Annotated in this window: 27 protein-coding genes; 15 read left to right on the forward strand and 12 right to left on the reverse strand. The window is 46.4% G+C overall.

Annotated features, from left to right (window positions below; genetic code table 11):
- The first annotated feature begins 128 nt into the window (after positions 1-128).
- The 4 genes from ACP26N_RS03390 (at position 129) to ACP26N_RS03405 (ending at position 3585) form a co-directional block, all read left to right on the forward strand.
- Complete coding sequence (locus tag ACP26N_RS03390) at positions 129-1022, forward strand: 1,4-dihydroxy-2-naphthoate polyprenyltransferase (protein ID WP_114596816.1); 894 nt, start codon at positions 129-131, stop codon at positions 1020-1022.
- A gap of 198 nt (positions 1023-1220) precedes the next feature.
- Positions 1221-2132, forward strand: a complete 912-nt coding sequence (locus ACP26N_RS03395; protein WP_114596815.1) for a PfkB family carbohydrate kinase — start codon at positions 1221-1223, stop codon at positions 2130-2132.
- Positions 2133-2163: 31 nt separating this feature from the next.
- A complete protein-coding gene (locus ACP26N_RS03400) occupies positions 2164-2589 on the forward strand; it encodes an NUDIX hydrolase (RefSeq protein WP_131504193.1) in 426 nt (141 codons plus the stop codon).
- Positions 2590-2676: 87 nt separating this feature from the next.
- Positions 2677-3585, forward strand: a complete 909-nt coding sequence (locus ACP26N_RS03405) for a YihY/virulence factor BrkB family protein (protein ID WP_131504192.1) — start codon at positions 2677-2679, stop codon at positions 3583-3585.
- A gap of 83 nt (positions 3586-3668) precedes the next feature.
- On the opposite strand, the gene ACP26N_RS03410 is transcribed toward ACP26N_RS03405, so the two are convergent.
- Positions 3669-5618, reverse strand: a complete 1950-nt coding sequence (locus ACP26N_RS03410; protein WP_426354791.1) for a heavy metal translocating P-type ATPase — start codon at positions 5616-5618, stop codon at positions 3669-3671.
- A gap of 187 nt (positions 5619-5805) precedes the next feature.
- On the opposite strand from ACP26N_RS03410, the gene ACP26N_RS03415 reads away from it, so the two are divergent.
- A complete protein-coding gene (locus ACP26N_RS03415) occupies positions 5806-6735 on the forward strand; it encodes a DMT family transporter (RefSeq protein WP_131504190.1) in 930 nt (309 codons plus the stop codon).
- A 153-nt stretch (positions 6736-6888) separates the two neighbouring features.
- Positions 6889-7185: a hypothetical protein gene (locus ACP26N_RS03420; protein WP_426354793.1), complete on the forward strand. Its 297-nt coding sequence runs from the start codon at positions 6889-6891 to the stop codon at positions 7183-7185.
- A 40-nt stretch (positions 7186-7225) separates the two neighbouring features.
- On the opposite strand, the gene ACP26N_RS03425 is transcribed toward ACP26N_RS03420, so the two are convergent.
- From ACP26N_RS03425 to yfkAB, 3 genes are all read right to left on the reverse strand, one after another.
- The gene (locus ACP26N_RS03425) at positions 7226-8542 is read right to left on the reverse strand and encodes an MFS transporter (RefSeq protein WP_370528990.1); all 1317 of its coding nucleotides are present in this window, start codon (positions 8540-8542) and stop codon (positions 7226-7228) included.
- Positions 8451-8642, reverse strand: coding sequence for a hypothetical protein (locus ACP26N_RS03430; protein WP_114596808.1), 192 nt, complete (start codon positions 8640-8642; stop codon positions 8451-8453). Before ACP26N_RS03430 ends, ACP26N_RS03425 begins: the two co-directional genes overlap by 92 nt.
- A gap of 80 nt (positions 8643-8722) precedes the next feature.
- The gene (gene yfkAB, locus ACP26N_RS03435) at positions 8723-9835 is read right to left on the reverse strand and encodes a radical SAM/CxCxxxxC motif protein YfkAB (protein WP_426354795.1); all 1113 of its coding nucleotides are present in this window, start codon (positions 9833-9835) and stop codon (positions 8723-8725) included.
- 87 nt (positions 9836-9922) lie between these two features.
- On the opposite strand from yfkAB, the gene ACP26N_RS03440 reads away from it, so the two are divergent.
- Positions 9923-10135 carry an SE1561 family protein gene (locus tag ACP26N_RS03440; RefSeq protein WP_012369544.1) on the forward strand — a complete coding sequence of 71 codons (213 nt, stop codon included), beginning with the start codon at positions 9923-9925 and terminating at the stop codon, positions 10133-10135.
- Positions 10136-10172: 37 nt separating this feature from the next.
- Positions 10173-11558 carry a 23S rRNA (uracil(1939)-C(5))-methyltransferase RlmD gene (rlmD, locus tag ACP26N_RS03445; protein ID WP_131504186.1) on the forward strand — a complete coding sequence of 462 codons (1386 nt, stop codon included), beginning with the start codon at positions 10173-10175 and terminating at the stop codon, positions 11556-11558.
- A gap of 93 nt (positions 11559-11651) precedes the next feature.
- On the opposite strand, the gene ACP26N_RS03450 is transcribed toward rlmD, so the two are convergent.
- The 7 genes from ACP26N_RS03450 to ACP26N_RS03480 all read right to left on the reverse strand — a co-directional run bounded on the left by ACP26N_RS03450 (position 11652) and on the right by ACP26N_RS03480 (position 18325).
- Complete coding sequence (locus ACP26N_RS03450) at positions 11652-12533, reverse strand: aldo/keto reductase (RefSeq protein ID WP_426354796.1); 882 nt, start codon at positions 12531-12533, stop codon at positions 11652-11654.
- A gap of 52 nt (positions 12534-12585) precedes the next feature.
- A complete protein-coding gene (locus ACP26N_RS03455; RefSeq protein ID WP_426354797.1) occupies positions 12586-13191 on the reverse strand; it encodes a TVP38/TMEM64 family protein in 606 nt (201 codons plus the stop codon).
- A 33-nt stretch (positions 13192-13224) separates the two neighbouring features.
- Positions 13225-14619, reverse strand: coding sequence for a sensor histidine kinase (locus ACP26N_RS03460; RefSeq protein WP_426354799.1), 1395 nt, complete (start codon positions 14617-14619; stop codon positions 13225-13227).
- Positions 14616-15302 carry a response regulator transcription factor gene (locus ACP26N_RS03465; protein ID WP_114596803.1) on the reverse strand — a complete coding sequence of 229 codons (687 nt, stop codon included), beginning with the start codon at positions 15300-15302 and terminating at the stop codon, positions 14616-14618. The genes ACP26N_RS03460 and ACP26N_RS03465 overlap by 4 nt, the downstream gene beginning before the upstream one ends.
- Positions 15303-15437: 135 nt before the next feature.
- On the reverse strand, positions 15438-15995 hold the full coding sequence (locus tag ACP26N_RS03470) for a GNAT family N-acetyltransferase (RefSeq protein WP_114596802.1): 558 nt from the start codon (positions 15993-15995) through the stop codon (positions 15438-15440).
- Positions 15996-16255: 260 nt separating this feature from the next.
- Positions 16256-17401 carry an amidohydrolase family protein gene (locus ACP26N_RS03475; protein WP_131504182.1) on the reverse strand — a complete coding sequence of 382 codons (1146 nt, stop codon included), beginning with the start codon at positions 17399-17401 and terminating at the stop codon, positions 16256-16258.
- 15 nt (positions 17402-17416) lie between these two features.
- Complete coding sequence (locus ACP26N_RS03480) at positions 17417-18325, reverse strand: TIGR01777 family oxidoreductase (RefSeq protein WP_426354801.1); 909 nt, start codon at positions 18323-18325, stop codon at positions 17417-17419.
- Between the two features lie 125 nt (positions 18326-18450).
- Here ACP26N_RS03480 and ACP26N_RS03485 point away from each other — a divergent pair, with 125 nt between their 5' ends.
- From ACP26N_RS03485 to ACP26N_RS03505, 5 genes are all read left to right on the forward strand, one after another.
- The gene (locus tag ACP26N_RS03485; RefSeq protein WP_131504180.1) at positions 18451-19272 is read left to right on the forward strand and encodes a RecX family transcriptional regulator; all 822 of its coding nucleotides are present in this window, start codon (positions 18451-18453) and stop codon (positions 19270-19272) included.
- A 346-nt stretch (positions 19273-19618) separates the two neighbouring features.
- Complete coding sequence (locus tag ACP26N_RS03490) at positions 19619-21346, forward strand: ABC transporter ATP-binding protein (RefSeq protein ID WP_131504179.1); 1728 nt, start codon at positions 19619-19621, stop codon at positions 21344-21346.
- Between the two features lie 17 nt (positions 21347-21363).
- A complete protein-coding gene (locus tag ACP26N_RS03495) occupies positions 21364-23424 on the forward strand; it encodes an ABC transporter ATP-binding protein (protein WP_426354803.1) in 2061 nt (686 codons plus the stop codon).
- A gap of 59 nt (positions 23425-23483) precedes the next feature.
- A complete protein-coding gene (locus ACP26N_RS03500) occupies positions 23484-23798 on the forward strand; it encodes a DUF1811 family protein (protein WP_214855392.1) in 315 nt (104 codons plus the stop codon).
- A gap of 2 nt (positions 23799-23800) precedes the next feature.
- Positions 23801-24085 carry a YfhJ family protein gene (locus ACP26N_RS03505; RefSeq protein ID WP_131504176.1) on the forward strand — a complete coding sequence of 95 codons (285 nt, stop codon included), beginning with the start codon at positions 23801-23803 and terminating at the stop codon, positions 24083-24085.
- Between the two features lie 52 nt (positions 24086-24137).
- On the opposite strand, the gene ACP26N_RS03510 is transcribed toward ACP26N_RS03505, so the two are convergent.
- The gene (locus ACP26N_RS03510; RefSeq protein ID WP_131504175.1) at positions 24138-25121 is read right to left on the reverse strand and encodes a metal-dependent hydrolase; all 984 of its coding nucleotides are present in this window, start codon (positions 25119-25121) and stop codon (positions 24138-24140) included.
- Positions 25122-25228: 107 nt separating this feature from the next.
- On the opposite strand from ACP26N_RS03510, the gene mutY reads away from it, so the two are divergent.
- On the forward strand, positions 25229-26245 hold the full coding sequence (mutY, locus tag ACP26N_RS03515; protein ID WP_131973594.1) for an A/G-specific adenine glycosylase: 1017 nt from the start codon (positions 25229-25231) through the stop codon (positions 26243-26245).
- The gene (locus ACP26N_RS03520; protein ID WP_214855390.1) at positions 26245-26670 is read left to right on the forward strand and encodes a hypothetical protein; all 426 of its coding nucleotides are present in this window, start codon (positions 26245-26247) and stop codon (positions 26668-26670) included. Before mutY ends, ACP26N_RS03520 begins: the two co-directional genes overlap by 1 nt.
- The last annotated feature ends 58 nt before the right edge of the window (positions 26671-26728 follow it).

Raw genomic sequence — 26728 nt, forward strand, 5'->3', positions numbered from 1 at the left:
TGATACGTTTCACTTATTCTCAGTGTAAACTTTTTATCTGAAAAAAAGAAGGAATAAGCTATCTGGGATTGAGCATTGACAGTAAAAAACGAAACCCGATACACTTAGACAGGAAAGGGGTTTATTATATGAATAAATCAATCGCTGTATATTGGCGAATGACACGACCGCATACGTTGACGGCAAGTTTTGTGCCGGTCGTCGTAGGAACGGCTATCGTGGCACCACGGATCGAATCGTTACGGATGGATCTGTTTTTTGCCATGTTGATCGCATCGATGCTGATTCAGATTGCGACGAACTTATTTAATGAATATTATGATTACAAGCGGGGACTCGATACGGAAGAATCGGTGGGGATCGGAGGATCGATTGTCCGCGACGGTTTTAAGCCGGGAACGATTTTAGCATTTGCCTTCTCGTTATACGGCATCTCGGCCCTGCTTGGTATCTATTTGTGCCTTGAAACAACATGGTGGTTGCTTTTGATTGGAATCGTTTCGATGTTCGTTGGTTACATCTACACAGGAGGACCATTACCGATCGCTTATACACCGTTCGGAGAAATCGTCGCCGGTTTTTTCATGGGGTATGTCATCATCGCGATCTCAGCTTATCTGCAAATCGGTTATGTTCCGACAGAAGCAGTCGCAATTTCGATTCCGGTATCCATTTTAATTGGATCGATTCTACTCGCGAACAATATCCGTGATCTCGACAATGACAAAGTCAATGGACGAAAGACGATTGCCTGCTTAGTCGGTCACCAAAAAGCAGTCTATGTGCTGATCGCCTTTTTTGCTGCTGCCGTCCTGTCGCTGTTGATTGCCGTACTGGCCTTTAACGTCACATGGTGGGCACTGCTTGCTCTTTTAAGCATTCCACTGATGATTAAAGCCGTGAAACTGTTCTGGCGTGACCTGCCGCCGCAGGAATTAATGCCGGGTATGGCGCAGACGGGGAAGGTCAATACAATCTTTGGATTATTGCTTGCGATCAGTTTGACCATCGCCAATCTCTGATGGAAACAATAACGCTTTTTTGAATGGAATCCCGAACGATCGACAGACAAAACTGTCATCGTCGGGATTTTTTTGTTGGGATCATGAAGGGTCTGATTGGTTGTAACAGTTTTGAAATTTTACTATAATGGAGGCAATGTGCCTAGAACGCGTATAAATCCTTCGGGTTCATGAAATTTTTTTAGAGGTGGAACAGGAATGAATAAAATTGCGGTAATCGGAAAAGTATTCGTCGACATAAAAGGAACTTCGTTTGCACCCTTGCATAAGGATGCGAAAAACGTCGGGGATATCACCTTCTCGAATGGTGGTACAGGACGGAACGTAGCACAAAATCTCGCTGTTCTCGGAAATGATGTTCGTTTTATCTCGACGGTTACGAACGATCAAATCGGTGTCGGGGTACTCGAAGAGTTAAAATCTTATGGGGCCAACGTCGATCATGTAGAGATGCTCGAAGATCATGGAATGGGGATGTGGCTTGCAGTCATGGACAATGAAGGAGATTTACAGACGTCGATTTCTAAACAACCGGACGCTAAACTCCTGGAAGAAGCCATTCTTCGTCAATCCGTCTATGCGCTTGACGGAGTGGATGCAGTTGCGATCGATTTGGATTTATCGGTGACAGTTCTCGAACGGTTGATTCATATCTGTCGCAAAATGGAGTTACCGCTTTACGGCGTCTGTGGACATTTGAGTGTGATTGAGCGTAATCGCCACCTCTTACAAGGATTTACGGGCTTCATCTGTAGCCGTGAAGAAGCTGAGATTTTATCGGACCTATCGATTGTAACGGTAGAAGACGCCATTCATGTAGCGAACGAACTGGCGAAAAAAGGAGCACCCTTCACGGTTGTCACAATGAGTGAGTTAGGTGCTGTCTATGTGGACCGCCGGACAGCGACTTCTGGTCATGTTGGGACGAAAAAAGTGAAAGTAGTTGACTCAACAGGTGCTGGAGATTCATTCTTTTCTGCCGTGCTTTCCGAATTGACGGAATCCAAGCGGGCAGAAGATGCACTTAAACTTGGAATGAAGGTTGCCGCACAAGTCATTGCATCCACGGAAAATGGATTGATTCCAGAAATGCTTGAGACCATTCGTTGAGTCCTCAGATGATGAGGAGGAGTGAAAATCAATGCCGATTCAAAGAAGTGCCATTATTCTAATCAATGAAGCAGATGAAGTTGCCTTGATTCGTCGGGATAAGCCGGGTGAGACCTACTATGTGTTTCCGGGCGGCGGACGAGAAGCAGGCGCAACATTAGAAGAAACCGCCATCCGGGAAGCGCATGAAGAGCTTGGAGTGGACGTGGAACTTGAGGGAGTTGCCGCGAATGTTCGATTTAACGGATTGGACAATCCGTATTACTGGGCAAAAATGACGGGTGGTATATTTGGAACAGGGACGGGAGAAGAATTCGAGGATCTGTCGTCCGGATATACACCGCTCTGGATCAAACGTGAAGAGCTGATTCATTTACCGGTTCGTCCGACATCGCTTGTACAAAAATTGACGAAGATGACGGAACGTTTTTATGATATCGAGCTTATAGATAATTGAGGTTTTAGTTGAAATAAACAGGGAAAAAGTATAGTAAGACAATGAGGTAGTCCTGGACTGCCTCTTTTTTATGAAGGGGAGATGATGATGGCGCATACACGTGATCCTAAAGGGTTAGCCCTTAATCTAAAGCAACGCATGTCCGATCACAACATTACGGATTACGCAGGAACGTTAGCTTATTATTGGTTCTTATCGATTTTTCCAGGCATTATTTTTGTTATTTCAGTATTATCATTCTTTGATATTGATCAACAGACGCTTGAATCCCAAATTCGTGATTTGGCGCCGGGTGGATCGGTCAATACGTTTACGGATGTCATTTTCCAAGCAATCAAGGAACCGCAAGGCGGTCTCTTGTCAATCGGGGCGATTTTAGCGATCTGGTCGGCTTCCAAAGGCGTCGATCGTCTGATTACGACAGCCAATCATGCCTATGGTGATTTTTCACCCCGTGGATTCGTCGCAGCACGTGGAATCGCATTGATTCTGACCGTTGTGCTCGGAATCGGAATGCTCTTGTTGATTGTCTTGAACGTATTAGGTGGGCCGATCATCAGTTACTTAGCCAACTTTGTCCTGCCGATTGATATGGGGCAAAAAATCCTGTTGACGGTCTTGCGATATGCCATTTCGACTATTTTGCTGATTTTGATTTTGTCGATCTTCTACCGTGTCGCTCCGAAACGTCCGATTTCCTTTAAAGAAGCGATTCCCGGGGCGGTTTTCGGTGTCATCGTATGGCAGTTGTTATCGGTTGGATTCGGATTTTATGTATCGAATTTCTCAAATTACAATCAAACGTACGGTTCGCTCGGAAGTGTCGTCATCGTGTTGTTATGGTTGTATTTTACAGGGTTGATCATTTTACTCGGCTCTGAACTGAATGCGTCGTGGGAACGTTTCATGAAAAAAGCAGATCCGAAAAAGATGGAAGAAAAACGATTAAAAGAGCAAGCGGATCTGGACTCGATTCCAACCAATACATTTGGTTGATTTTAAGCTCCATCTATTCTTTGAACGTCACACCAAAAAAGCATCTACTGTCGGTAATCGACGGTAGATGCTTTTTGATTGGATTACGCTGCTGCTTGTTTTGAAAAAGTTGCAGGAGTTGCCGGGAGAGGCATATCTTTTTGAAGGAGGCGTAATCCGTTCAAAATGACAAGAATGGTCGAACCTTCATGACCGACAACTGCGAACGGCATGATGAGGAACTGTGACAAATTCGAAATGATTAGCAGAAGAATGACACCGATTGCGAGTGTGATGTTTTGTTTGACGACACGATTCATCTTACGCGCTTTGTTGACGGCATAAGCCAGGCGTCCTAAATCATTTTTCATCAAGACGACATCGGCTGTTTCAAGAGCAGCATCTGTTCCTTCACCCATTGCGATACCGACATGTGCAAGTGCAAGAGCGGGAGCATCATTAATTCCGTCCCCGACCATAGCGACTGTTTTTCCTTCAGTCTGGTACTGCTTGATATAACGTACTTTGTCTTCAGGAAGACATTCGGCAACGTAATCTGTCAGGCCCGCTTCCTTCGAAATCGCAGCAGCAGTCACAGGGTTGTCTCCTGTCAACATGATCGTCGTGATCCCAAGTGCATTTAACGACGCGATAGCTGTCTTGGCTTCAGGACGAATCGTATCCCGTAATGCATAGAGCGCAATAATTGACTGTCCGTTACTGACATAGACGATTGTATTTCCTTGTTCTTTTAACGTTTGCTCCATCGATAGGAAAGGATCGGTCAATCCTTCGTGGAACGCATATTTTCCAATCCGGTACGTTTGACCGGAAACTGTAGCTTCGATTCCGTAGCCTGTCACATCCTTGAAAGCGGATGGTTCGATGATATCCGTTTTTAAGTGTGTAACAATCGCTTGTGCCAGCGGATGATTCGATTGTGCTTCAATGGATGCGACCACTTGTTTGACGGCGAATGCATCAATTTCGTCAGCATAATGGCTTTCCGTGACGATAGGTTTCCCGGTCGTTAATGTCCCGGTTTTATCAAAGACGATCGTATCGACTTGTCCAAGTGTCTCGATATGTGCCCCACCTTTAAATAAGACACCGTTTCTAGCAGAAGCGGCGATTGCTGCTAAAGCAGCCGGTGTGATCGAAGCGACCAAAGCACAAGGAGAAGCGACGACGAGTAAAATCATGGCCCGATAGATACTCGTTTCAAATGTCCAACCAATTAAGTAATGGGGGACAACCATCATCAAGGCGACGACGAGTAAGACGATTTTGACGTAACGGCTTTCGAACCGTTCGATGAATTGTGCGGATGGTGATTGTTCGCTTTGAGCGTTTTGAACCATGTGAATGATTTTTTGGAACAGGGACTCGTCTGCGGCTTTTGTCATCTCGATCGTCAACACACCGTTCATGTTGACCGTTGAATTGTAAACGGTATCGCCTACTTGTTTTTCAACCGGAATTGATTCGCCGGTAATCGATGCTTCTTCAATCGCAGCTTGACCACGGATGATGGTTCCGTCGACAGGGATACGTTCCCCCGGGCGGACGTAGACGAGTTCTCCGACGACCAATTGCTCAAGACCAACGACTTCAAGCTTACCATCGGCATTTAATCGCGTGGCTTCTTCCGGCTGTAAGGACATTAAACTTTGCAGTGCCCGTTCGTTTTTATTCATAGTGTAGGTTTCAAGAGCACCGGATAAAGCGAAGATGAAAATCAAGATGGCACCTTCCATCCAGTATCCGATAGCTGCTGCACCGATAGCAGCCAAAATCATCAATAATTCTACATTCAAGGTTTTGTCATGATAGGTTTCCGTTAATCCTTCTTTTGCTTTCGCATAGCCTCCGATTAAGTAAGCGGAGAGATAAAGCGTGACATAGCCTGTGGCTGGAATGTTGATCTTTTCGAGCGTATAGGCAATTAAAATCAATATTCCGCTAAAGAGTGCTAAAATCAATTCGTGATGTTCCTCCCAAGCATGACGGAGAGCGGAACGCTGATGGACATCAGTAGTAGTAGAGGTAGTCATATGGAAAAGCTCCTTTCAAGTCTAAATGAGAAAAGAAATCATTATGTTAAAACAATGAGAATGTTGATTACCAACGTTTTCTCGTGAATGATAATGAGTTTCATTGTCGCTAGATTATAATAATTATTATCTGTAAAACTACTATACCATGTCTATGTCAAAAGGAACAGGAAAGGAATTAGCAAAAATGAAAAAAATATTGACCGATCGATTTGGTATGGTTGTGCTCGCTTTAGTGACGACCTTCCTTTGGGGAAGTGCGTTTCCCTTCATCAAAAAAAGTTATACGCTGCTTGCCATTACTTCAACGGAATACGGAGAACAACTGTTGTTTGCCAGTTACCGCTTTTTTATCGCCGGCGTCTTATTGCTTATTGTCAGCGTCCTGATTTTTAAGCAACCGATTACATTAAAAAAGCGGACACTCGCGTACAGCCGGCTTGGCTTCTTTTTGACGTTTCTTCAATATGTGTTCTTTTATATCGGGCTTTCCTTATCGACCGGGGTTCAAGGATCGATCATTGCCGGATCGACTTCTTTCTTTCAAATGTTGCTCGCCCATTTCCGGTATGAAGATGACCGGTTGAATCGATTCAAAGGACTGGCCTTGTTTTTAGGATTTACGGGCGTGATTTTAGCCAACTGGCCGCAAGGGTCAGCCGGTGTATCGTTTGGGAGTGGTGAAGTCTTACTGATTCTCGCCATGATTTCCGGCGCATTCGGAAATTTAATCGCTAAGGAATATTCGGCAAGTTACCCGGTCGCACCGATGACGGGTTGGGCCATGGTCATCGGATCAATTGGTTTATTCATCGTCGGAGCCGTCTTGAATGGGGACTGGTTCCCGTTTAGCTTCACGAGTACGACGGTCTGGATGCTTGTTTATTTAGCATTTTTGTCAGCGACTGGATTCACGTTATGGAATCTTTTGATGAAATATAATCCGGTCAGCCGCGTGTCACTGTTCATGTTTTTTGTCCCGATTTACGGCGTGACGTTATCTGCGCTCATTCTCGGGGAATCCATTCCACCGCAAGCTTTTATCGGTCTGTTGTTTGTCGTTGCAGGCATTCTTGTATCGACGTACCTTCCGATTTGGTTTCAAAAGCGGAGTTGACGAAGATTCTGAATCATGCAAAAATAGTCTCAATCAATCTGTTATTTTTAATCGTTTGTTGCTGAGCCGACTCGTTCGGCTTTTTCTGTACGGTCATAAAACCACCGATTCGGCCTTGCCATAAAGGCTAGTGCAACCAAAAAACGAAAGGAGATGAGAGAAGTGGAACGGAATGAGATCGTTCGAAAGATCATTGCCAACCGTCGTCCGCGGGATGAGTTTGCTCGCTTTGTCGTCACCAGTGTCAGTCAACAACTAAAAGAGACGCATGGGGATGTCGCGGTGGAAATCGTTGAGGCGGAAAGAGGATACGACTCCGTTTGGTCAATCAACGGTCGAGAGGTCATCGTCTTATTGGAAACGGAAGAATTGAAACGTGCAAAAGAACAGCCGTACGCAATCGACGATAAGCTCTGGCACAGTTTTCGGCAAGAAGGAATCGTAAAATAAAAAGACGGTCGTTCCATATGGGACGACCGTCTTTGCTTATTTACAGCAACCGGGATACAGGCTTTGAACGAAAAAGAAGATAAGCGAGTGTCGCGAGAACCAGTACGAATAAAATGAAATAGAATCCTGGGGGCAACATGACGAATAAACTACCGGAAATCGGACCTAGAATCGAACCGAGGCTAAACGAAATCCCGGCAAGCAGGTTCCCGGTCGGCAGCAGATGATTTGGCAGCTGTTCGGTCATATAAGCGACGCCTAAAGAATACGTCGAACCTAGAGCCATGCCGCTGATTGCAAAAATCAGGAACAATGCACCGTAGCTTTGGAATAAAAAACAGGCTGTCAAAAATGCGAAAGATCCGATGCTGAGGACAGTGATCAGCGTCCGCCGTTTTCCGAAATGATCGGCGAGACGTCCAAGCGGTAATTGCATCAATAAGGAACTGACGACAAAAGTTGTGATCAACGTACTCGTCTGGGATAGCTCATAGCCGTTTCGTGTTGCAAATACAGGAAAGCTGGCGTTCAATGTCGCTTCTAAAAAGCCGTATGTGAAGCCGGGCAACAATGTAAACCAAGCACTCGTCAAGACAAGACGATAACGGGAAGCCGCAGACTGAAGCTCTTCCGGCATGACATCAGACGGCTTCTCGTTCGGTACTCGTCTTAAGGCAATCAGGACGAGGACAGTCAGTGTTCCGGTCAAGACGAACGGCAGCCAACTGATCCAGTCGACGAGTGGTGCGGCAAGTGGTCCAAGGGCAAAACCGAGTCCAAATGCCATGCCGTACAGAGACATCGTCCGGCCAAGCTTATGGTTCGGTGTAATGGAGGTAATCCAAACTTGAGAACCGTAATGGAGAGTCTGATCCCCGAAGCCGACGACGAATCGCAGTACCATCCAAGCGAGAACGCTTGGGATGAGCGGGAAAGCAAAGACGGCAACAGCCACTAAAGCAAGACCGAACGAGATGACAGGAACATACCCATGGCGCCGCAACGGTTTTTCCATCAAGGGTGCTGCGACGATGACACCAATATATAGTACAGCAGCACTCAGTCCATTTATGTAAGCGGGTGTTCCTTGACGTTCGAGCAAAATGGAAAGCAGCGGGATGAGTAATCCTTGGGTGAAACCTGAAATAAATACAATCGAAAGAATCAAAGCAAAGCGACGCGACAAATCAAACAACTGCCTTTCCTTTTTTATATAAGCATAACATGTCCCGGATGTACGTCTGTACATCCGGGACATGTTATGCTTATTGTTCTTTTTGTTCAGTTGGTTCGAACCGTGTTGGACGTGGCATATGCAAAAGATGTTCGTCCCAATCCGTTTGGTCGAACACTTCATCGTGTTCGATACTGTGAGACGCTCGAATGCCAATCATCATGATTCCAAGTACCATACTGAACATTCCGATAATCGCGACAATCCCGACGAGCCATTCCATTTTTGAAACCCCCTTCGAACAAGGAAAGTGTGTCAACTTTGTGACAGACTTTTCCCGTTTTGAAAGAGACTCAAACCTGGTCAGAGGCGGCTGGATTGCTGTAGGAAATCGACTTCCGGATAATAGGCATTTTTGACGAGTGCATTTGGACCGAGACATTGAATGGCGGGACAGTGACAGGACAAACTTTGATTGAGCTCAGTTTTTTGCCACATCGCATACGCATCGTTGAAGGAAGTGTCCTGAATCGTCCCGAGTGAGGCAAGTTCATCCCCGAAATCCGTCACGATGATTTCACCGTCAAAGATATTGACGTTCAGGCGTGATCGGCCGTCAGGGTCATTACGGACGGAAACATTTGGTTCCTGACGTAAACGACGGTGGAGCTCTAAATCTTCTTCTTTCATCGAGCAGGCATAAAATGGCAGGGTACCGAATAACATCCAGACATTTGGATCCCGGACATCAAGAAGACGATGGATGCCGTCACGGATTTCATCCAGACTGGCGGCTTCAATCATCGAGGCGAAATCTGCCGGGTACATTGGATGAACTTCATGGCGGACACATCCCATCTCAACGATTTCCTGGTGGATGGCTTCTAGATGTGGCAGTGTTCGCTTGTTAATCATCGTTTCTGCTGAAACGAGGACGCCACGTGCGTTCAGAATCCGGGCGTTTTCCTTCATCTGTTCAAACAGCTTCGTCCGTGCTTCACGAGAGGGTTTCCGTTCCATCATGGCGAAGCCGCCATCAATAAAGTCGTCCGCAGTTCCCCAGTTATGTGAAATATGTAAGACGTCAAGATACGGGATGATCAGCTCGTACCGCGAAAGGGGAAGTGTTAAATTTGAATTGATTTGGGTTTTAGCTCCCCGTTCGTGGGCATACTTAAGTAAGGGCACGACGTATTCCCGGACCGATTTCATCGACAGCATCGGTTCTCCGCCTGTAATCGAGAAGGCACGCAGATGTTCAATCTCGTCCAGTCGTTTGATGAGCAGTTCGACCGGGATGGTAGGTGTTTCACTGTTCGACAACATATAGCCGACGGCACAATGTTCACAGCGCATGTTACAAAGGGTCGTCGTCGTGACTTCGATGTTCGTCAGTCGGGCTTGTCCGTACTGTTCGATATCACGGTACGCTTCCCACGGATCATTTTTGATGGTGATGGGTGATTTTAATGACATGATACATTTTCCTCCTTTTTAAAGCTTCACTACGTATCGTATGCTAAATGTATACAGGAATAAAGAACAAGAAAGGAAGTCAGAATAATGGGAAAAGCAAGAACTGATAAACTTGGGCAGATGAATGTGCTAAAATCAAGAATGCAGCTTTTATGCCATACGATCGATTCATTGGATGAAACATCAGATATTGAGGATTTGGAACGTTTAGCCGTCTCCTTGGATCAGTTGAAAGCCAAGGTGCTTCGTTATGCAAAAGATATGAAGGAACATGAGGAATCAGAGAGCGGTTCGAAATGACCGCTTTTTGATTTGGATCATGGAAAGGATGAATCAGATGACAACTAAAATTAAACTACAGGTAGGCGAAATTCGTTCCGTAACCTGCTTACGCATGGGAATCAACGGAGAAGGAATCGCGACACTCGAACGACAAATCGTCTTCATTCCAGGTCTGCTTGTCGGGGAAACGGCTCAAATCGAGATTACAGAAATCCATAATAACTTTGCGAATGCAAAAATCTTGAAACGTGATGTCCGTTCACCGGACCGTGTGACACCGTTATGCCCGATCTACAGCCAGTGCGGCGGATGTCAGCTCCAACATATGAGCTACGAAGGGCAACTCCGTTATAAAGAAGACATGGTCCGAAATGCCTTTACGAAATCGACGAAGCTGAATGTCGAGAAATCGGATATTCGTCCGACAATCGGGACGACGGAATGGGAATACCGGAATAAATCACAGTTTGCGGTCGGAAAAGAAGGAACACAAATCGTCAGTGGATTGTACTCAGCGAACTCGAACCGTCTCGTTGCAATCGACGAGTGTATCGTTCAAAACAAAGAGACGTTACGCGTCAACAAAGCCGTGACGAAAATTTTGAATGACTACAACGTTCCGGTCTACAATTCGGCCAAACAAGACGGTGTCATCCGGAACATCGTCGTTCGGACAGGCATCAAGACAGGTGAAATTCAAGTCGTGTTAGTCGCGTTCAAAGACGGCTTTAAGGATCTTGAAGGTTTGTCACGCGATATCTATGATATTCCGGGTGTGATTTCAGTCGCCTTGAACATTAATGATAAATTGACGTCACGTGTCTTCGGTGAACAAACGGAAATTTTGCGCGGTGTGGAACGAATCGAGGAACAGATGGGTGAGTTCACGTATCAATTGTCACCGCGTGCCTTCTTCCAGTTGAATCCGGAACAAGCCGAACGGATGTACGGTGAAATCGTTAAAGCAGCAGCCTTGACGGGCGAAGAACGTGTTGTTGATGCTTATGCAGGTGTCGGCTCGATTGGTCTTTGGATTGCAAAAGGTGCAAAAGAAGTCCGTGGAATGGAAATCGTCGAGGAAGCGGTCGAAGATGCGACGGCACACATGAAACAATACGGATTTAACCACGCACAGTACGTGGTCGGGAAAGCAGAAACTTGGATTCCGCGCTGGGTGAAAGAAGGATGGATTCCAGACGTCTTCATCGTCGATCCGCCTCGTTCAGGATGTGATACGCAACTGTTGAACGCAATGATTTCGTCAAAAGCGAAAAAAATCATTTATGTTTCCTGTAATCCACAAACGTTGGCACGTGACTGCGATCATTTGATGAAAGCCGGCTACAAAGTCAGCTACATCCAGCCGTACGACATGTTCCCGCAAACGGCGCATGTCGAAGCCATCGTTGTACTAGAGAAAAAGAAAAAGAAAAAGTTTTAAACAGATCGAACGGATATATGAAGTGATTTCTATATGAAAAAAAGGAAAACGGCGACTGAAGCCGTTTTCCTTTTTGTTCCGTCTCACGACTTTTTAAGTTTGTTGTAACCAATTTTCATCCTGTTCTTGAAAACACCGTTTGAGATCAGCGACCCGTTCTGCCGGTAAAGGTCCTTTTTCCAACAAGCGGATATTTTGGACCAGATGCTCCGGATTGGCTGTTCCGATGATGGCACTTGTGACACCGGGTTCAAAAACGGTAAACCGGAGTGCGGTTTCAAGCCAAGAAGCTTCTTCAAGCGGGAAATCGAGTTGCTGTGCCCGTTCCCAGTAAGGTTCGACATATTGCCCGGCCGGCCGGGACTCAAACCGCCATGGTGCATTGGCAATCGGACGTTTGGCGATGATACCTTTTTGTTGATGATGAATCAGCGGGATTGAATCATTCAATGCCCGTTGATCATACAGATTAACGGACGTTTGAAAACTGTCGAATCGTCCCGTCGTGATGGCATAGTCGAGATCTTCCCGGTCGCCTGAATAAGCAATCAGTCGGACTTTTCCGGCCTGTTTCGCCCGCTCGAGCGCCTCGATGACGTCATCTTGAGCCAGTATCTCTTTACTGCAGGAATGCAAATGGACGATATCGATAAAGTCTGTTTTCATCGTCAAAAGGGCTTGATCAATCCCGCCGACAACAGCTTGGAATGTCCAGTCTTGCGTACGCGGGACATCATACCCGACCTTCGTCGACAGGACGACATCATGGCGGTGCTGCTTCAAAAAGTCACCGAGCCGTTGTTCGGATAAACCGTAACCGCGGGCGGTATCAAATAGACGGATGCCTGCATCCAACGCTTGATGGAGGATATAGCTTGCTTGCTGATCGGATAAATCATCGGAACCGATATGACCGGCACCAAATCCGAGAGGGGAGACTTGGATGTCAGTGTTGCCAAATGAACGTAATTCCATGCTTGTTCCTCCTTTGTTTACTTCTCTACACTATACGAAGAAAACGGTTGCATCAATCGATATCCCTCGATGGATGCAACCGTTTTTTATAAAGATAAATCAGATAAAACACCAAAAACAGTCCAACAATCAGCCACGGGATCATCGAATCCCGTTCGATCAATTCATTGACGGCGAAAGCTTCGAGGACCAATGCGGGAACTTTTCCAATCGTACTGGCAGTTAAAAAGACAAGTGTCGAGACACCGCTTGTCGCACTTAAAAATGTGACGAGTCCGGATGGCGCAAACGGCAACAGCCGTAAAAAAAGAATTGTCCAAAAGGCATCCCAACCGGTTTGCTTCGTTAACCTGGCGAGCCACTTCAAGACGAACGGGGACTGAATCAGCGGTTCGACACGCCGGAAACCATGACGATAGACATAAAAGGCCACTCCGGCACCTAAAGCTTCGCCAAGAAAAGATAAATGCAGTCCATCCCAAAAACCGAAATAAAGTAAATTCGCTGCCGTGACGAAGGCACTTGGCACAACGCCGAACAGACTGATGACGATACTGACTAAAAGACTGATTGGTACAGCAAACATATCCGCTTGCTGCAACCAACCAAGGAGTGTTGCTTCGATAATAAAACGTCCTTTCAGGCGTAGAGCAATCAATGCTATTCCATTAACCAATCAAAAACCGTGACATTAAGAGAACCCGTCGTCCTCGTCCGGTAACAACGGTAACGTGATCAGGACGGTTGTTCCCTGACCGAGAGCGGATTCGAATGAAATGGTTCCGTCGTGCCGGTCAATGATGTGTTTCGTGATGGCAAGTCCAAGACCTGTTCCGCCATCTTTTCGTGTTCGTGATTTATCGACCCGGTAAAATCGCTTCGTCAAGCGCTCCAAGTGTTCCGGCGGAATGCCTTCTCCTTCGTCCCGGATTGTACAGACGGTATGATCACCTTCTGTTTTCGTCGACAGATAGATATGTCTTGAAGCAGGGGTGTAGCGTAAAGCATTGTCCAACAGGTTTCCGATGACTTGTTCCAAACGGTCATTGTCACCGAGAACGATTTGACTTGGATCAAAATCGGTGACGATGGACACGCCTTTTGCTTTCGCAATCGGTTCCATCCGGTAAACGACATCTTCCAGGACTTGGCTGAAAACAAGCGGTTGCTTCGTCATCGGATACGAGTCTCGTTCAAGTTGGGCGAGATCAAGCAAGTCATTGACGAGGCGTTGCAACCGTTCCGTTTCCCGCTCGATGATCTGATAATATTGATCCCGCGTTTTTTCATCCAATGCTTTGTCTTGCATCATTTCCGTATAACCGCGGATATAGGAGAGTGGTGTCCGTAATTCATGACTGACGTTCGCTAAAAATTCCTTCCGCTGTTCATCCACTTCACCGAGAGATTCGGCCATCTTATTTAAGGTTTCTGCCAGTTCCCCGATTTCGTCATCCGATTGGATCGGAATCCGGTAAGCAAAGTCCCCTTGAGCATAGACGGTGGAAGCCCGTTTCATATCAATCAGTGGACGAATGATCGTATCGATGATTTGACGGCCGAAAATCACAAGATTCAGCACAATCAATCCAATCATAAAGAAGATCATCAGACGAAGCGGGCGGAACGGTTCACTGATTTGACCGAGTTCCAGATACAGAATCAGTGTCCCGACAAGTCGGTTGTTCTCAATGATCGGGAAACCGGTCATTAAGATATCTGTTCCTTCGATCGGATGGGTCCGGCTTGAAACGATGGTTTCACCATTGCGCAACTGTTCGATATCCGCATTCGTCAGGAACCGGAGACCGGTCGGATTTTTCTTCAGAAAATCGATGAAAAACACCTTGGATTCGGTCAGTTCATTCGTATAGGTCATCCCATCGTAAAAGGCACCGGACAATCCCTCTGATTCATAAATGTTAATCAGTTTTTCACCCCGGTTGAGCAACAGGTCTTCCTGCGTTTGAAGGTAAAACCGGTCATACAGATAAAAGGTTAATAAGACGAATAAGACGGCAGAAAAAACGCTTGTGAACCAAATCGTAATCCAAATCCGGCGACGAATGGTATACCGCTTAATCATACTTCCTCGAATTTATATCCGATGCCCCAGACCGTCTGAATCGAGCCGCCGGCTTCACCGAGTTTCAGGCGAAGTGTTTTGATGTGAGTATCGACCGTCCGCAAGTTTCCGATGTAGTCTGCTCCCCAAATCTGATCAAGCAATTGTTCACGGGAAAAGACTTTGTCGTTGTTTTGGACGAACAAATGAAGTAAATCGAATTCCTTGCGTGTTAAACTGATTGGTTTTCCGCTGACATGGACACTGCGGCTTTCTGTATCGAGTTCCAGTTTACCAATCGTCAATGTCGCCGACTGATCGACCGTAAAGCGATGCGACCGACGGAGTGTCGCTTCGATACGGGCCAACAGTTCACGGGGACTGAACGGTTTCGTGATATAGTCATCAGCACCGATTTTCAGACCATGAATCCGGTCGAGTTCGTCAGAACGAGCCGTCAACATGATGATCGGGACATTCGAGAATTCACGAATGCGCATGCAGGCCGTTAAACCATCCATTTCCGGCATCATGACATCCAGCAAGACAAGATGAAACGTATCGCGTTGCATTTGATCAAGCGCTTCTTGACCGTTTGAAGCGGTTGTCGTCTGATAGTTTTCTTTTTGAAGATTCGAGACAAGCAGATCACGCATTTGTGCTTCGTCATCTACGACAAGTATTTTAAAGGATTGTTCTGGCATCAGTAATCACTCCATTTCATATAGGAAGAGGTGACGGCTTCTCCCGACAGGTGAATTTTCCTTATTATCATACCATTTGAAGCTTTCGATCCGCATCAAATGTACGAACAAAAAAGCACAAGAGGCAGGTGCCTCTCATGCTTCGAGTTGTTGTTCGTAGACCGTTTCGAATTCGCGGCCATGGATATACATTTGAAAACTTGATTTCGAGACTTCGTACAACGTGAATTGAGTTTCCCCGGTGTTCAGCTGTTCAAGTAACGCTGGTCGTAATTCATCGGCACAAAAAGCATAAGGCAGTTTTTCCGCTGCTTTTTGTGAACGGATGTTAGTCTTCCGGATTTTCATGAAAACACTTTCGAATTCGAGATCAAAAAATAGTTCTGCAAAGAATGCTTCTTTTGCAAGATTGTTATAACCTTTCCCATGATACGGTTTACCTAACCATGTACCGAGAAACCCATACTGTCCTTCGATATCGAGTAAACTGATTGTACCGATTGGTTGGTCAAATTCGTCTAGGATTGTGCGTGAGACAAGCTCACCGCGTTCTTCCTCTTCGATTGCCTGCTTTGTAGTAAACAGAAATTCATCAAAGTACCGTGTTTTTTGGCGGACGTACGGATATACGTCTTGATGCTGCATCAGTTCGAACAAATCAGCGCAGTCGCTCAGCTCCCGTTGCTTGAGCATACTTCCATTCCTCCTTCTTAAGACCGCTAGAATGATTGTCGAAAGCTACCTGTCTGACTCGTTTGAACCGCGCATGGTATGCCTTCTTCAGTTGTCGGATAAGATAATATTACCTTCTTTTTTTAAAAAAGCAAGCAAATAATTTTTGTGAAAAAACATACGAAAATAAGACATTTCTTGCAAACGAAAAAGCCTCACTTTCATAACAAAAAAAGCCTATGATTTTCAACGGATTTCCGTTAAAATCGTAGGCTTTTTTCTTAAGACATCGATGTCAGATGGGTATGTTCAAAAATAACTTTTCCGTCAATCATGGTCATCAAAGGCTTCGCCAGATAATCGAGCGGGAAGTGACTCCAAAGAACAAGATCGGCATCTTTTCCAACTTCAATGGAACCGACACGATCCGCAACGCCAATCGAACGGGCCGGATTAATCGTGATGGCACGAAGCGCGATATCAACCGGCAGTCCTTCACGGGCGGCAAGACCGGCACATAAATTTAAATATTGAACCGGTGTGTACGGATGATCCGTCGTGATTGATACTTCAAGACCATGTTCATGCAGGACACGATACGTTTCCCATGTTTTATTTTTGAGTTCGATTTTTGACTTTCGTGTAAAGGTCGGACCAACCGTGACATGTTCAATCGGTAATTGTTGCAGTTCTTTGGCAACGAGATGACCTTCTGTACAATGTTCGATTCGGACATCGAGCTCAAACTCTTCTGCAAAACGAATCGCTGATAAAATATCATCGGCTCGATGGGCGTGGACACGGAGCGGCATTTCTTTTTTGAGGACCCGTTCAATCATCCGGTGCGCAAATGTATCTGCGGTCCGTTGCATCTTCACTTCAAGAAACGCTTCCCGCAACATACCCATGATTCCCATGCGCGTCAATTCACCGGCACGACCGGCACTATGGACACGTTTTGGATTTTCACCGAGCGCAATTTTTAATCCGGCATACTTCCGTAAAATCATATCATCGATGAAGCGGCCATATGTCTTGATGACACTTGTGACACCACCGATGATATTCATGCTGCCCGGCATGACTTGTACCGTCGTGACACCATGTTCGATCGCTTCTTTGAATCCTTCGTCGAGTGGATACACGCCGTCGATTGCCCGCAAGTGGGGCGTCATCGCGAAAATGGTTTCATTGGCATCGTTTCCGACTGTACCGGTTCCTTCATCGTACAAACCGAGATGGGTGTGGGCATCGATGAAACCGGGAAGCAGGAAGCGGCCTTCTGCTTCGATGACACGTTCGTTCTCTTTGGCATCCAACAATTCATTGATTTCATGAATCTTTCCATCTTTGATTCGGATATCGCCATAAAAATTATCTGACGTAATCGGAAAAATATGTGCATTACGTATTAAAACATCCAACATTGTTCAACCCCTGTATTAGTTTGTGTGCTCGAGATTCTGAAGTGCATCCTTTAATTCAGCATACCGAAACTTGTAGCCGTTTTCGAGAGCTTTTTTTGGAATGACACGGGCACCCTCGAGTACGATAACACTTTTTTCTCCTAGAGCGAGCTCGAGGGCAAAGCGTGGAGCCGGTAACCAGTGCGGACGGTGCAACACTTTTCCAATCGTTTGACCAAACCGGCGCATCGTTTCCGGATGAGGGGCTGTAATGTTGAGCGGACCGTTGACAGACGGTGTCGTCAGTGCGAACAGGAACAGTTCGACAAGATCGTCGATATGGACCCAGGAAACCCATTGTTTCCCGTCGCCCATCGTGCCGCCGCCGAATAATGTATACGGCAGGCGCATCAATGGATAAGCACCGCCTTCTGTACTGAGGACGACACCAATTCGCGGATGAACGAGACGCACACCGCTGTCGGCAATCGGTTGAGCGAGATTTTCCCATGCGACGCAGACATGGCTGAGGAAGTCGGCAGTCGGGGGGATAGTCGTTTCTTCCGTAAACGTCTGATGGCGGTCCTGACCGTAAATTCCGACGGCAGAAGCCGATAGGACGACATCCGGTTTTGAATCGAGGCCCTGAATAATCCGGACGAGTTCTTTCGTCGAGTCAATCCGGCTCTCCAGGATGACGCGTTTACGTTCTTCTGTCCAGCGCCCTTCATTGATGGAAGCACCTGCTAAATGGATGAAGGCATTTACATCGTTTAAGTGATGTTCGGGTGTTGCTGTATCCGTCAGCCATTCAACGTAAGAGACAGCACCTTCTGTTGCCTTCGGTGAACGGGTTAAAATGACAATCTGGTGGCCTTCGTTAAGTAATCGTTTTGTTAATGCCTGTCCAATCATTCCGGTTCCGCCTGTAATCGCTATTTTCATAACTAGAGTCATCCTTTCGTTCAATCTATATGAATACTTGTACATATGTTCCCGTTTGTCCATTTCACTCAAACCTCATTCAACATGTTATCGTTGCAGGAGAAGATGAAAAAGGAGGAACCGACTTGAAAATCACACGGATTTCAACCCAAAAGAAAAATACGGAACGCTTTAATATCTACATCGAGCGTGAAGGGAAGGAAGAATATGCGTTTGCCGTTGATGCCGATATCCTAATCAAATACAATCTGCAACGGGATAAAGAGCTGGACGATGATTTCGTCAAGGAAGTGCTGACGGCGGAAGAACAACAAAAAGCGTACCGCTTATCACTCAATCATCTGTCATATCGGATGCGGGCGACGAGCGAGGTGGAATCGTATTTGATCGAAAAAGAGACGCCGGAACATGCCGTCAAGCATGCCATCAAACGATTGACCGACCAAAAATATTTGAACGATCAACAATTTGCGGAAGCGTATACCGCGACAAAAAAAGCGACGACACCGCAAGGACCGGGTAAAATCCGCCGGGATTTAGAAATGCTGAAGATTCAAAAGACGTATATTGATCAGGCATTGACAGCATTCACGGAAGAAGAAGAGCTGGAAAAGGTGTTGAAGTTTCTTCGGCAAAAACAAAAAGAACTGGCCCGCCGATCGGTTCGGGAACTAAAGCAGAAACTGCAACAAACCCTGATGCAACGCGGATTTTCATCGGAGGTCTCGAAGCTCGGGATTCAACAAGTGTTCGAAGAGGTGGAAGCTGACACAGAAGAATCTGCCGCTTTGTACCAGGCACGAAAATATTATCCGAAGTATCGGAACCTGGAACCGTTCGCCCGGGTTCAAAAAACACAACAAGCATTGGTTCGAAAAGGATTTCCGTATGCACTCGTTTCGGAAGTGATCGAACAGGTTAAGCAGGAAGAAGCGGACGGAATATAAGTTTTCACTTCATTTTAAAAGATTAGACACAAAATTGACAATTGTTCGATAATTATGCTATTCTACGCTCAGATTAAGAAAAGGAGGAACCGTCAAATGAAACAGCCAATTGTAAACGCACTTATTAAACAGCTGAATATGGCGGAGACTCTCGAACTCGTATAAACACTACTTTCAGTGTGCGATTGACAGGGAATCCGTTCCCCGAGCACGCAGACCATATCGTCGATTCACATCGTCTTTAGAAAGGCAGATGGATTCTCGGACTGCTCCGGAAATCCGTCTGCCTTTTTTGCGTGCTTGGAAACGTGTAACACCATTATGAACGACAAAGGGGGGAGCCATCGTGCGATTATTTCGCCAACTCAGTTGGTTTCTGAAAGAACATAAAAAATCGTATTTGATTGCCGTGTTACTACTGATCGTGACCGGCTTCATTGACTTGACACCACCGTGGTTGATCGGAAAAGTGATTGACGGACTACGTTCCGGATCCATGGACCGGACGACATTGATTCAATATGTGGTAGGTCTGACCGTTATTTCCATTACGTCTTTTATTCTGACGTACTTGTGGCTTGCGAAATTATTCGGGACAGCCTTTTTACTCGAACGGACGTTGCGCAGCCAATTCTTTACGCATTTATTAAAGCTGACGCCAACTTTTTACCAACGCAACCGGACCGGGGATTTAATGGCACTTGCGACCAATGACTTGAAGGCAGTAGAACGGACAGCCGGCTTTGGTGTCCTGACGCTCGTCGACTCGTTAAACATGACGGCCATTACACTTGTCGTCATGGGAGTGGCAATCGATTGGAAACTGACACTTGCGGCATTGTTACCGATGCCGATTCTCGCTTACGCGATGAATAAACTCGGCAGCCAGATTCATGGACGGTTCATGACGGCGCAGGATGCGTTTGGCACGATGAATGACCAAGTCGTGGAATCGATTTCCGGTCTGCGGGTCATTCGTTCATTCGTTCAGGAAGACATCGATGTCAAAAAATTTGATGCTGTGACGAGTGATGTATTTGATAAAAACATGCACGTCGCAAAAATTGATGTCTTATTCGAGCCGATTATCAAATTACTCGTGGGAATCAGTTATCTGATCGGCTTATCGTTCGGGACTTATCTTGTCTTTACGAACGACATCACGCTTGGGCAACTCGTTGCCTTTAATATTTATCTCGGGATGTTGATTTGGCCGATGTATGCATTCGGGGAATTGATTAACGTCATCCAACGCGGAACAGCAAGCCTCGATCGTCTGCAAGCGACGATGCGGGTGAAACCGTTGATTACGTCAACACCGGTCGCAGATGTGGATTTTCCGGAAACAATCGTTTTATCTGATCTAACGTTTACGTATCCGGGAACGAAACAGCCCGCCTTACGCGATATTAACGTGACAATCGAACAAGGCAAGACAATCGGGATCGTCGGTCCGACCGGCGCCGGAAAAACAACATTGTTGCGGCAGTTTTTACGCGAATATCCGCTGGGGCGCGAGATGTTGCAAGTCAACGGGATTCCGTATGAAGACGTCGCCTTGGAAACGGTCCGCGGCTGGACCGGTTATGTCTCGCAGGAACATCTTTTATTCTCGAAAACGGTACGGGACAATATTTTGTTCGGTGCCGGAACGGCAACGGAAGCTGAATTGCAGGAAGCGATTCGTCTCGCTTCGTTCACGACAGATATCACGATGCTCGATCAAGGTCTTGAGACGTTGGTCGGCGAACGTGGTGTCACGTTATCCGGTGGACAAAAACAACGGCTGTCGATCGCCCGGGCAATGTTGAAAAAACCAAAATTATTATTGCTTGACGATTCGTTATCCGCGGTCGATGCGAAAACCGAATCGCACATCATTGAAGCGATTCGAACCAACCGCGAGCAGGCAACGACATTGATTGTCGCACACCGTTTGTCTGCTGTTGCCCATGCGGACGAAATCCTTGTCCTGCAGGATGGTCAAGTGACCGAACGGGGCACGCACGAACAACTGATGAACCATAGAGGATGGTATGCCGAACAGTTCGAACGGCAAAGTGAAGAAACGTAAGGTAGGAGGTGTCGAACGTGAAGGAAGAAGAATTGTATTTATTAGATCCCGTTCGTCGGAAAACGACGATTCGATCGCTTGTCCGTTATGCGATGTATGAAAAACAAGCGATTTTCCTAGGATTATTTCTATTGATTTTAGCAGTCGGAGCAGAACTGACCGGACCTTATATTGCGAAAGTCATCATCGATGAGCATATCGTCGCGATTGAAAAGGACTGGGTGGAAGTGAAAGATGGAGGACGGGTCGAGTATGACGGGCGTCAATTTGCGAAGAAGCAGGACGTCCAGTCCTCTGCCGTCATTCAATCCATTTCGATTGTCCAGTCAAAAGACGGTTATTATTTTGTACCGAAACAAGTCGTGAGCGGTGGAGAACGCAGTGTGGAGGATGGGACGTTGACCGTCACGCGGGGCGATGAGGTATTTCGTTACGCAAACGTCGCGAAGCTCACACAAGGACAAGTGTATGATTTTTATGCTTCCGACTTAAAAGCAGTCGGCTGGCTATCCTTGATGTATATCATCCTGCTGTTAATCGCAGCCGGTCTGAACTGGGTGCAACAAATCCTGCTTCAGCGGTCGGCGCATAAAATCGTTAAACGGATGCGGCTTGATGTCTTTACACATTTACAACGGTTGCCGGTCCGCTATTTTGACCAAACACCGATTGGGAAGATTGTCAGTCGTGTAACGAACGATACGGAAACAATCCGTGATTTGTATTTGGGTGTGTTGGCACGGGTCTTTTCAGGACTGATTACGATGGCTGGAATTTTAGTAGCAATGTTTTTCCTTGATGTCCGTTTGGGATTAGTTTCGTTGCTGATTATTCCGATTGTCTACTTCTGGATTCAGTTGTTCCAGAAGCTCGCGACGGAAAATAACTTCAAAGTCCGGTCGCTTGTTGCTGATATGAATGGTCAATTGAATGAGAATATTCAAACGATGCCAATCATTCAAGCGTATGCGCGGGAAAAAGAAGTGTTGGCGGAATTTGAGCAGAAAAATGAAGAGAACTATCAAACCCGCTCCAAGTTATTGCGGCTCGATGCCTTGATGTCGCATAACTTATCTTATTTCTTAAAAAACCTGACGCTTGCCTTGTTGATCTGGGTCGTCGCCGGAAAAAGTCTGACCGATGGGACGTTTTTATCGCTCGGTATTTTATACGCCTATATCGATTATGTCTCCCGGTTATTTGAACCGGTGACTCAAATCATGAATCAACTATCACCACTGCAACAAGCACTCGTTTCGGCAGACCGCATGTTCCAACTGCTCGATGAAAAAGGCGAAGAAGTCGGAAAAGGACGTTTACCCCGTTTCGCCGGTCGCGTGGAATTCAAACAGGTCGGCTTCAGTTATGATCCGGGCCATCCTGTCTTACAAGAAATCGAGATTGATGCCCGTCCCGGTGCGACCGTCGCTCTCGTCGGACATACCGGAAGCGGGAAAAGTTCGATCATGAATCTTCTGATGCGTTTTTATGATCCGTCATCCGGTCAATTGTTGATTGACGGACAAGATGTTACGTCGCTGCCAAAACAGGCGGTTCGTGACCACATGGGCATCGTCCTGCAGGATCCATTTTTATTCACCGGAACGATTCGGTCGAACATCACGCTCGGAAATCCGGCAATTTCGGAAGAGCGGATCCGGGAAGCGATCGTGGCTGTTGGAGCAGACCGGTTCATTGACCGGCTTCCTCAGGGACTTGATGAACCGGTCATCGAAAAAGGGGCGACCTTATCGGCCGGTGAACGGCAGTTAATCAGCTTTGCCCGGGCACTGGCATTTGATCCGGCCATTTTAGTGCTCGATGAGGCGACAGCGAGTGTCGATTCCGAGACGGAAGCGATGATTCAAGAAGCGTTGTTGACCTTGACGAAAGGGCGGACGACGTTCATCATCGCCCACCGCTTGTCAACGATCAAAGACGCCGACGAAATCATCGTCCTCGACCAAGGACGGATTGCCGAACGCGGTACGCATGACGAGTTACTCAAAAAACAAAAAATCTATGCCAAAATGTATGCGTTACAAAGTAAACGGAATCTCGAACTGAAATCAAGCTAACTCCATCATTTTTCTTCCTCTTTTCGTATATACTAATGACGAAGAGGGGGAGTTTTTTTATGGAGACACGTATGAGTCAGTTATCAAAATATGAATTAGAGATGCTCGTGACGAAATTAAATGAGCAGAAACGTAAAGCCGAGCAACATGGCAACATGAGTGAAGTCGAGGTGATTATCCGTAAGATTGCGATTGCCCAAAGTTATTTAGTCGACGCCAGCCGGTTTGAGACGGGGCGTTTTTACCGGATTGCCGGAGAAGATGCACGATTCGAACTGCATTTCGTCAACGGTGTCATGGGCTGGGGGCATTTTGAAGGGACAGTCAACGAAGTGGCGATTCCACTCGCGTTGATTCAAGAAGAGGAGGAATGACGATGGATCAAAATCGTTCAGAAGCATTAAAAGGATTGTCGGAAGAATTACAAGAAGTCAATGAGACGCTGACACCGCTTGAAGCCTTGACGTGGGTGGAAGTCTTATGGGAAGATTTTGAAGCGACACTTGCACGAGCGGGAGAAAAATACCAAGGTGAGGCAGTTGCCGTCCGTTTCGTTCAGCAACAAATCAAGCAACACGGTTCGATGCTTCACCGTTTCAATACGACAAATGAGAAATTCAAGCATTTGATGATCGGGCGCGACGACCAGTCATTAAATTAAAAAAGGACTCGCGGTTCGGAAGAATGTCTTCCGAGCATGGCGAGTCCTTTATTCATAAAGCGGGAACGAATAATTTTTTTTGCAACGTCCGTTCACTGAAGACCCATCCTGTGTAAGAACTGACGATTTGACGTGACGTCGCATCGACCCTTACGACAGCAACGAACGGATAGACTTCTTTCGTGAAGTAACGTAAATTCGTGAAACGATATTCAACGATTCCGTCTTTTCGGGAAACGGTATACGTATGAATTTTAGAGAACTCAAGGAAAGCCTGTAAATCGGCGTTCTCTTTGACGATGTCGTATAATTCGTCACCGTGCGGTTCATTCTTGATCCGGAAATTGCCGCATTCGACGACGGTCCCGGAATTGATTTTGACGACCGCATATTCATTTCGAAGACGTGCGGCGACATGCCATTCGTCCCATTTCATTCCGGGAGAAATAAACAGTTTGTGGGCACCGCCATAATAACGGGCTGCCGTTGCCAAGGCATCATTTCGCAACTTAAATTGAACCGCGTAATAGATGATGACGATCGCAATCAGAATCGGGAAAATGACGATTGTTGCACGGGTCAATAACCAAATACCGAACGCACCGTAATACATCGTGAACAGATAGGGATCAAACGTATTGATGACGCCCCACCCAATCCAGGTCTTCTTGAACGGATGAAGTGCCTGCGTACCGTAAGCATTAAACAGATCGACGAAGACATGAAGGGCGACAGCAATCTGTGCCATCAGCCATAATGAAGTTGGTGGAACGCCGAACAGGGCGCCGATGACAATCGACAGTAACAACGGCCAGGCAATCAAGGCAATCAAACCATGGGATTTACCACGGTGTTGTCTCAGGTAGGCACTGTTACCTTTAAATTTAAATACAGTATCAAAGTCTGGAGCATGGGAACCGACCAACGCCGTCGTCGTGACAGCCGCAAACAGCGTAGCGCTTGCAGCGACATCCGGTTCAAGTGTAGAAATGGCGGCGAGGCAAAGTCCCATTCCGATATGCGTACCAGTATCCAATGCGAATTCGCTCCTCTATCATAGTATTCAGGATCATAAAAAACGTAAATTGATTTTAAGGTTAATTGAACTTACTATAACGTATCAAATAGAAAAGAGGTAATATTTTGACTCTTGTTACAGAATATTTCACAAACTTTAATAAACGGCATTTTACAACGGAATTGGTTCAGTGGTTTTTACGGGAACAACGACAATTACCGTGGCGTGAAACGAAAAACCCCTATCACATCTGGATCAGTGAGATCATGCTGCAACAAACACGGGTCGATACGGTCATTCCTTATTACCACCGGTTCACGGAACGGTTTCCAACCCCCCATGATTTGGCGGCAGCCGACCAAAGTGAAGTCTTAAAATATTGGGAAGGCTTAGGGTACTATTCCCGGGTTAAGAACCTTCAAATCGCCGTTCAGGAAGTTGTTGAAAAATATGATGGAATCGTACCGGATGAAAAAGAACGGTTTGAAAGTTTACGGGGAGTCGGTCCCTATACGACAGGTGCCGTTCTTTCGATTGCCTACGGCCATCCGGAACCGGCTGTTGACGGGAATGTCATGCGTGTATTATCCCGGGTTCTCGGGATTTATGACGACATTGCGGCGCCGAAAACACGGAAAGTCTTTGAAGCGGCTGTTCATGAATTGATTGATCACGCGGATCCGTCAAGCTTCAATCAAGGTTTGATGGAACTCGGCGCGATGGTCTGTACACCCAAATCACCGATGTGCGGACTTTGTCCCGTCAATGATGTCTGCTTTGCTTACGAACGGTCCGTTCAAGCAGAACTTCCCGTTAAAACCAAAAAAGGCAAAACCCAGACGATCCAGTATGATGCCCTTGTCTATGAGGAAAATGGACAAGTCGCAGTCATGCAACGTCCGGATACAGGACTCTTGGCCGGTATGTGGCAGTACCCTTTGATTGAATCGACGGAAGAACAGCCCGGAATACGCGTTGGCAGTGTCAAACATATCTTTTCGCACCGGATTTGGGATATCACGGTGTACCGTGTTACGACACAACCGGAAGGAACTATTTTAATGGATGAACAGACATATGAAAAACAACCGATTTCCGTTGCTCAGATGAAGATTGATCGTTTATTAAAGGAGGAACTCTAATGGATCATTTTTATACAGAAACGAAAGTGCCGACGACGAAGGAGCAAGCCTGGTCCTTTTTAAGTGATGCCAAAGCCCTGACGGGGATGACGACGTTTCCGAAAGTACAGACGAACGGGGATACACGGACATATGCGGGGAACACGATTCAGCTGAAGGTCGGTGTTCCACCGGTTTTTGTAAAGTGGGATTCGATCATTCCAATGGTCGGGAGCGACTTGTTCGTGGATGTCGGAGTCAAGGTGCCATTTCCTTTTACAGCCTGGTGTCATCTTCACCGTGTTGAGGAACGGGCGGACGGGGTCTACATGATTGATGACTTGGTCTATAAATCGTATTTACCAAAAGGGTTGGTGGACTTATTTATTCTGAAGCCGATGTTTCAGCAGCGGAAACAGGCGATGTTGCATCATTTTTCAAGTTAAATACCAGTCATTTTCCTGAAAAAGTAGCCTTTCGTTTTTCATGTGTTCTGAAAATGGG

This window comes from Exiguobacterium sp. R-39, assembly GCF_049942815.1.
Taxonomy (GTDB): domain Bacteria; phylum Bacillota; class Bacilli; order Exiguobacteriales; family Exiguobacteriaceae; genus Exiguobacterium_A.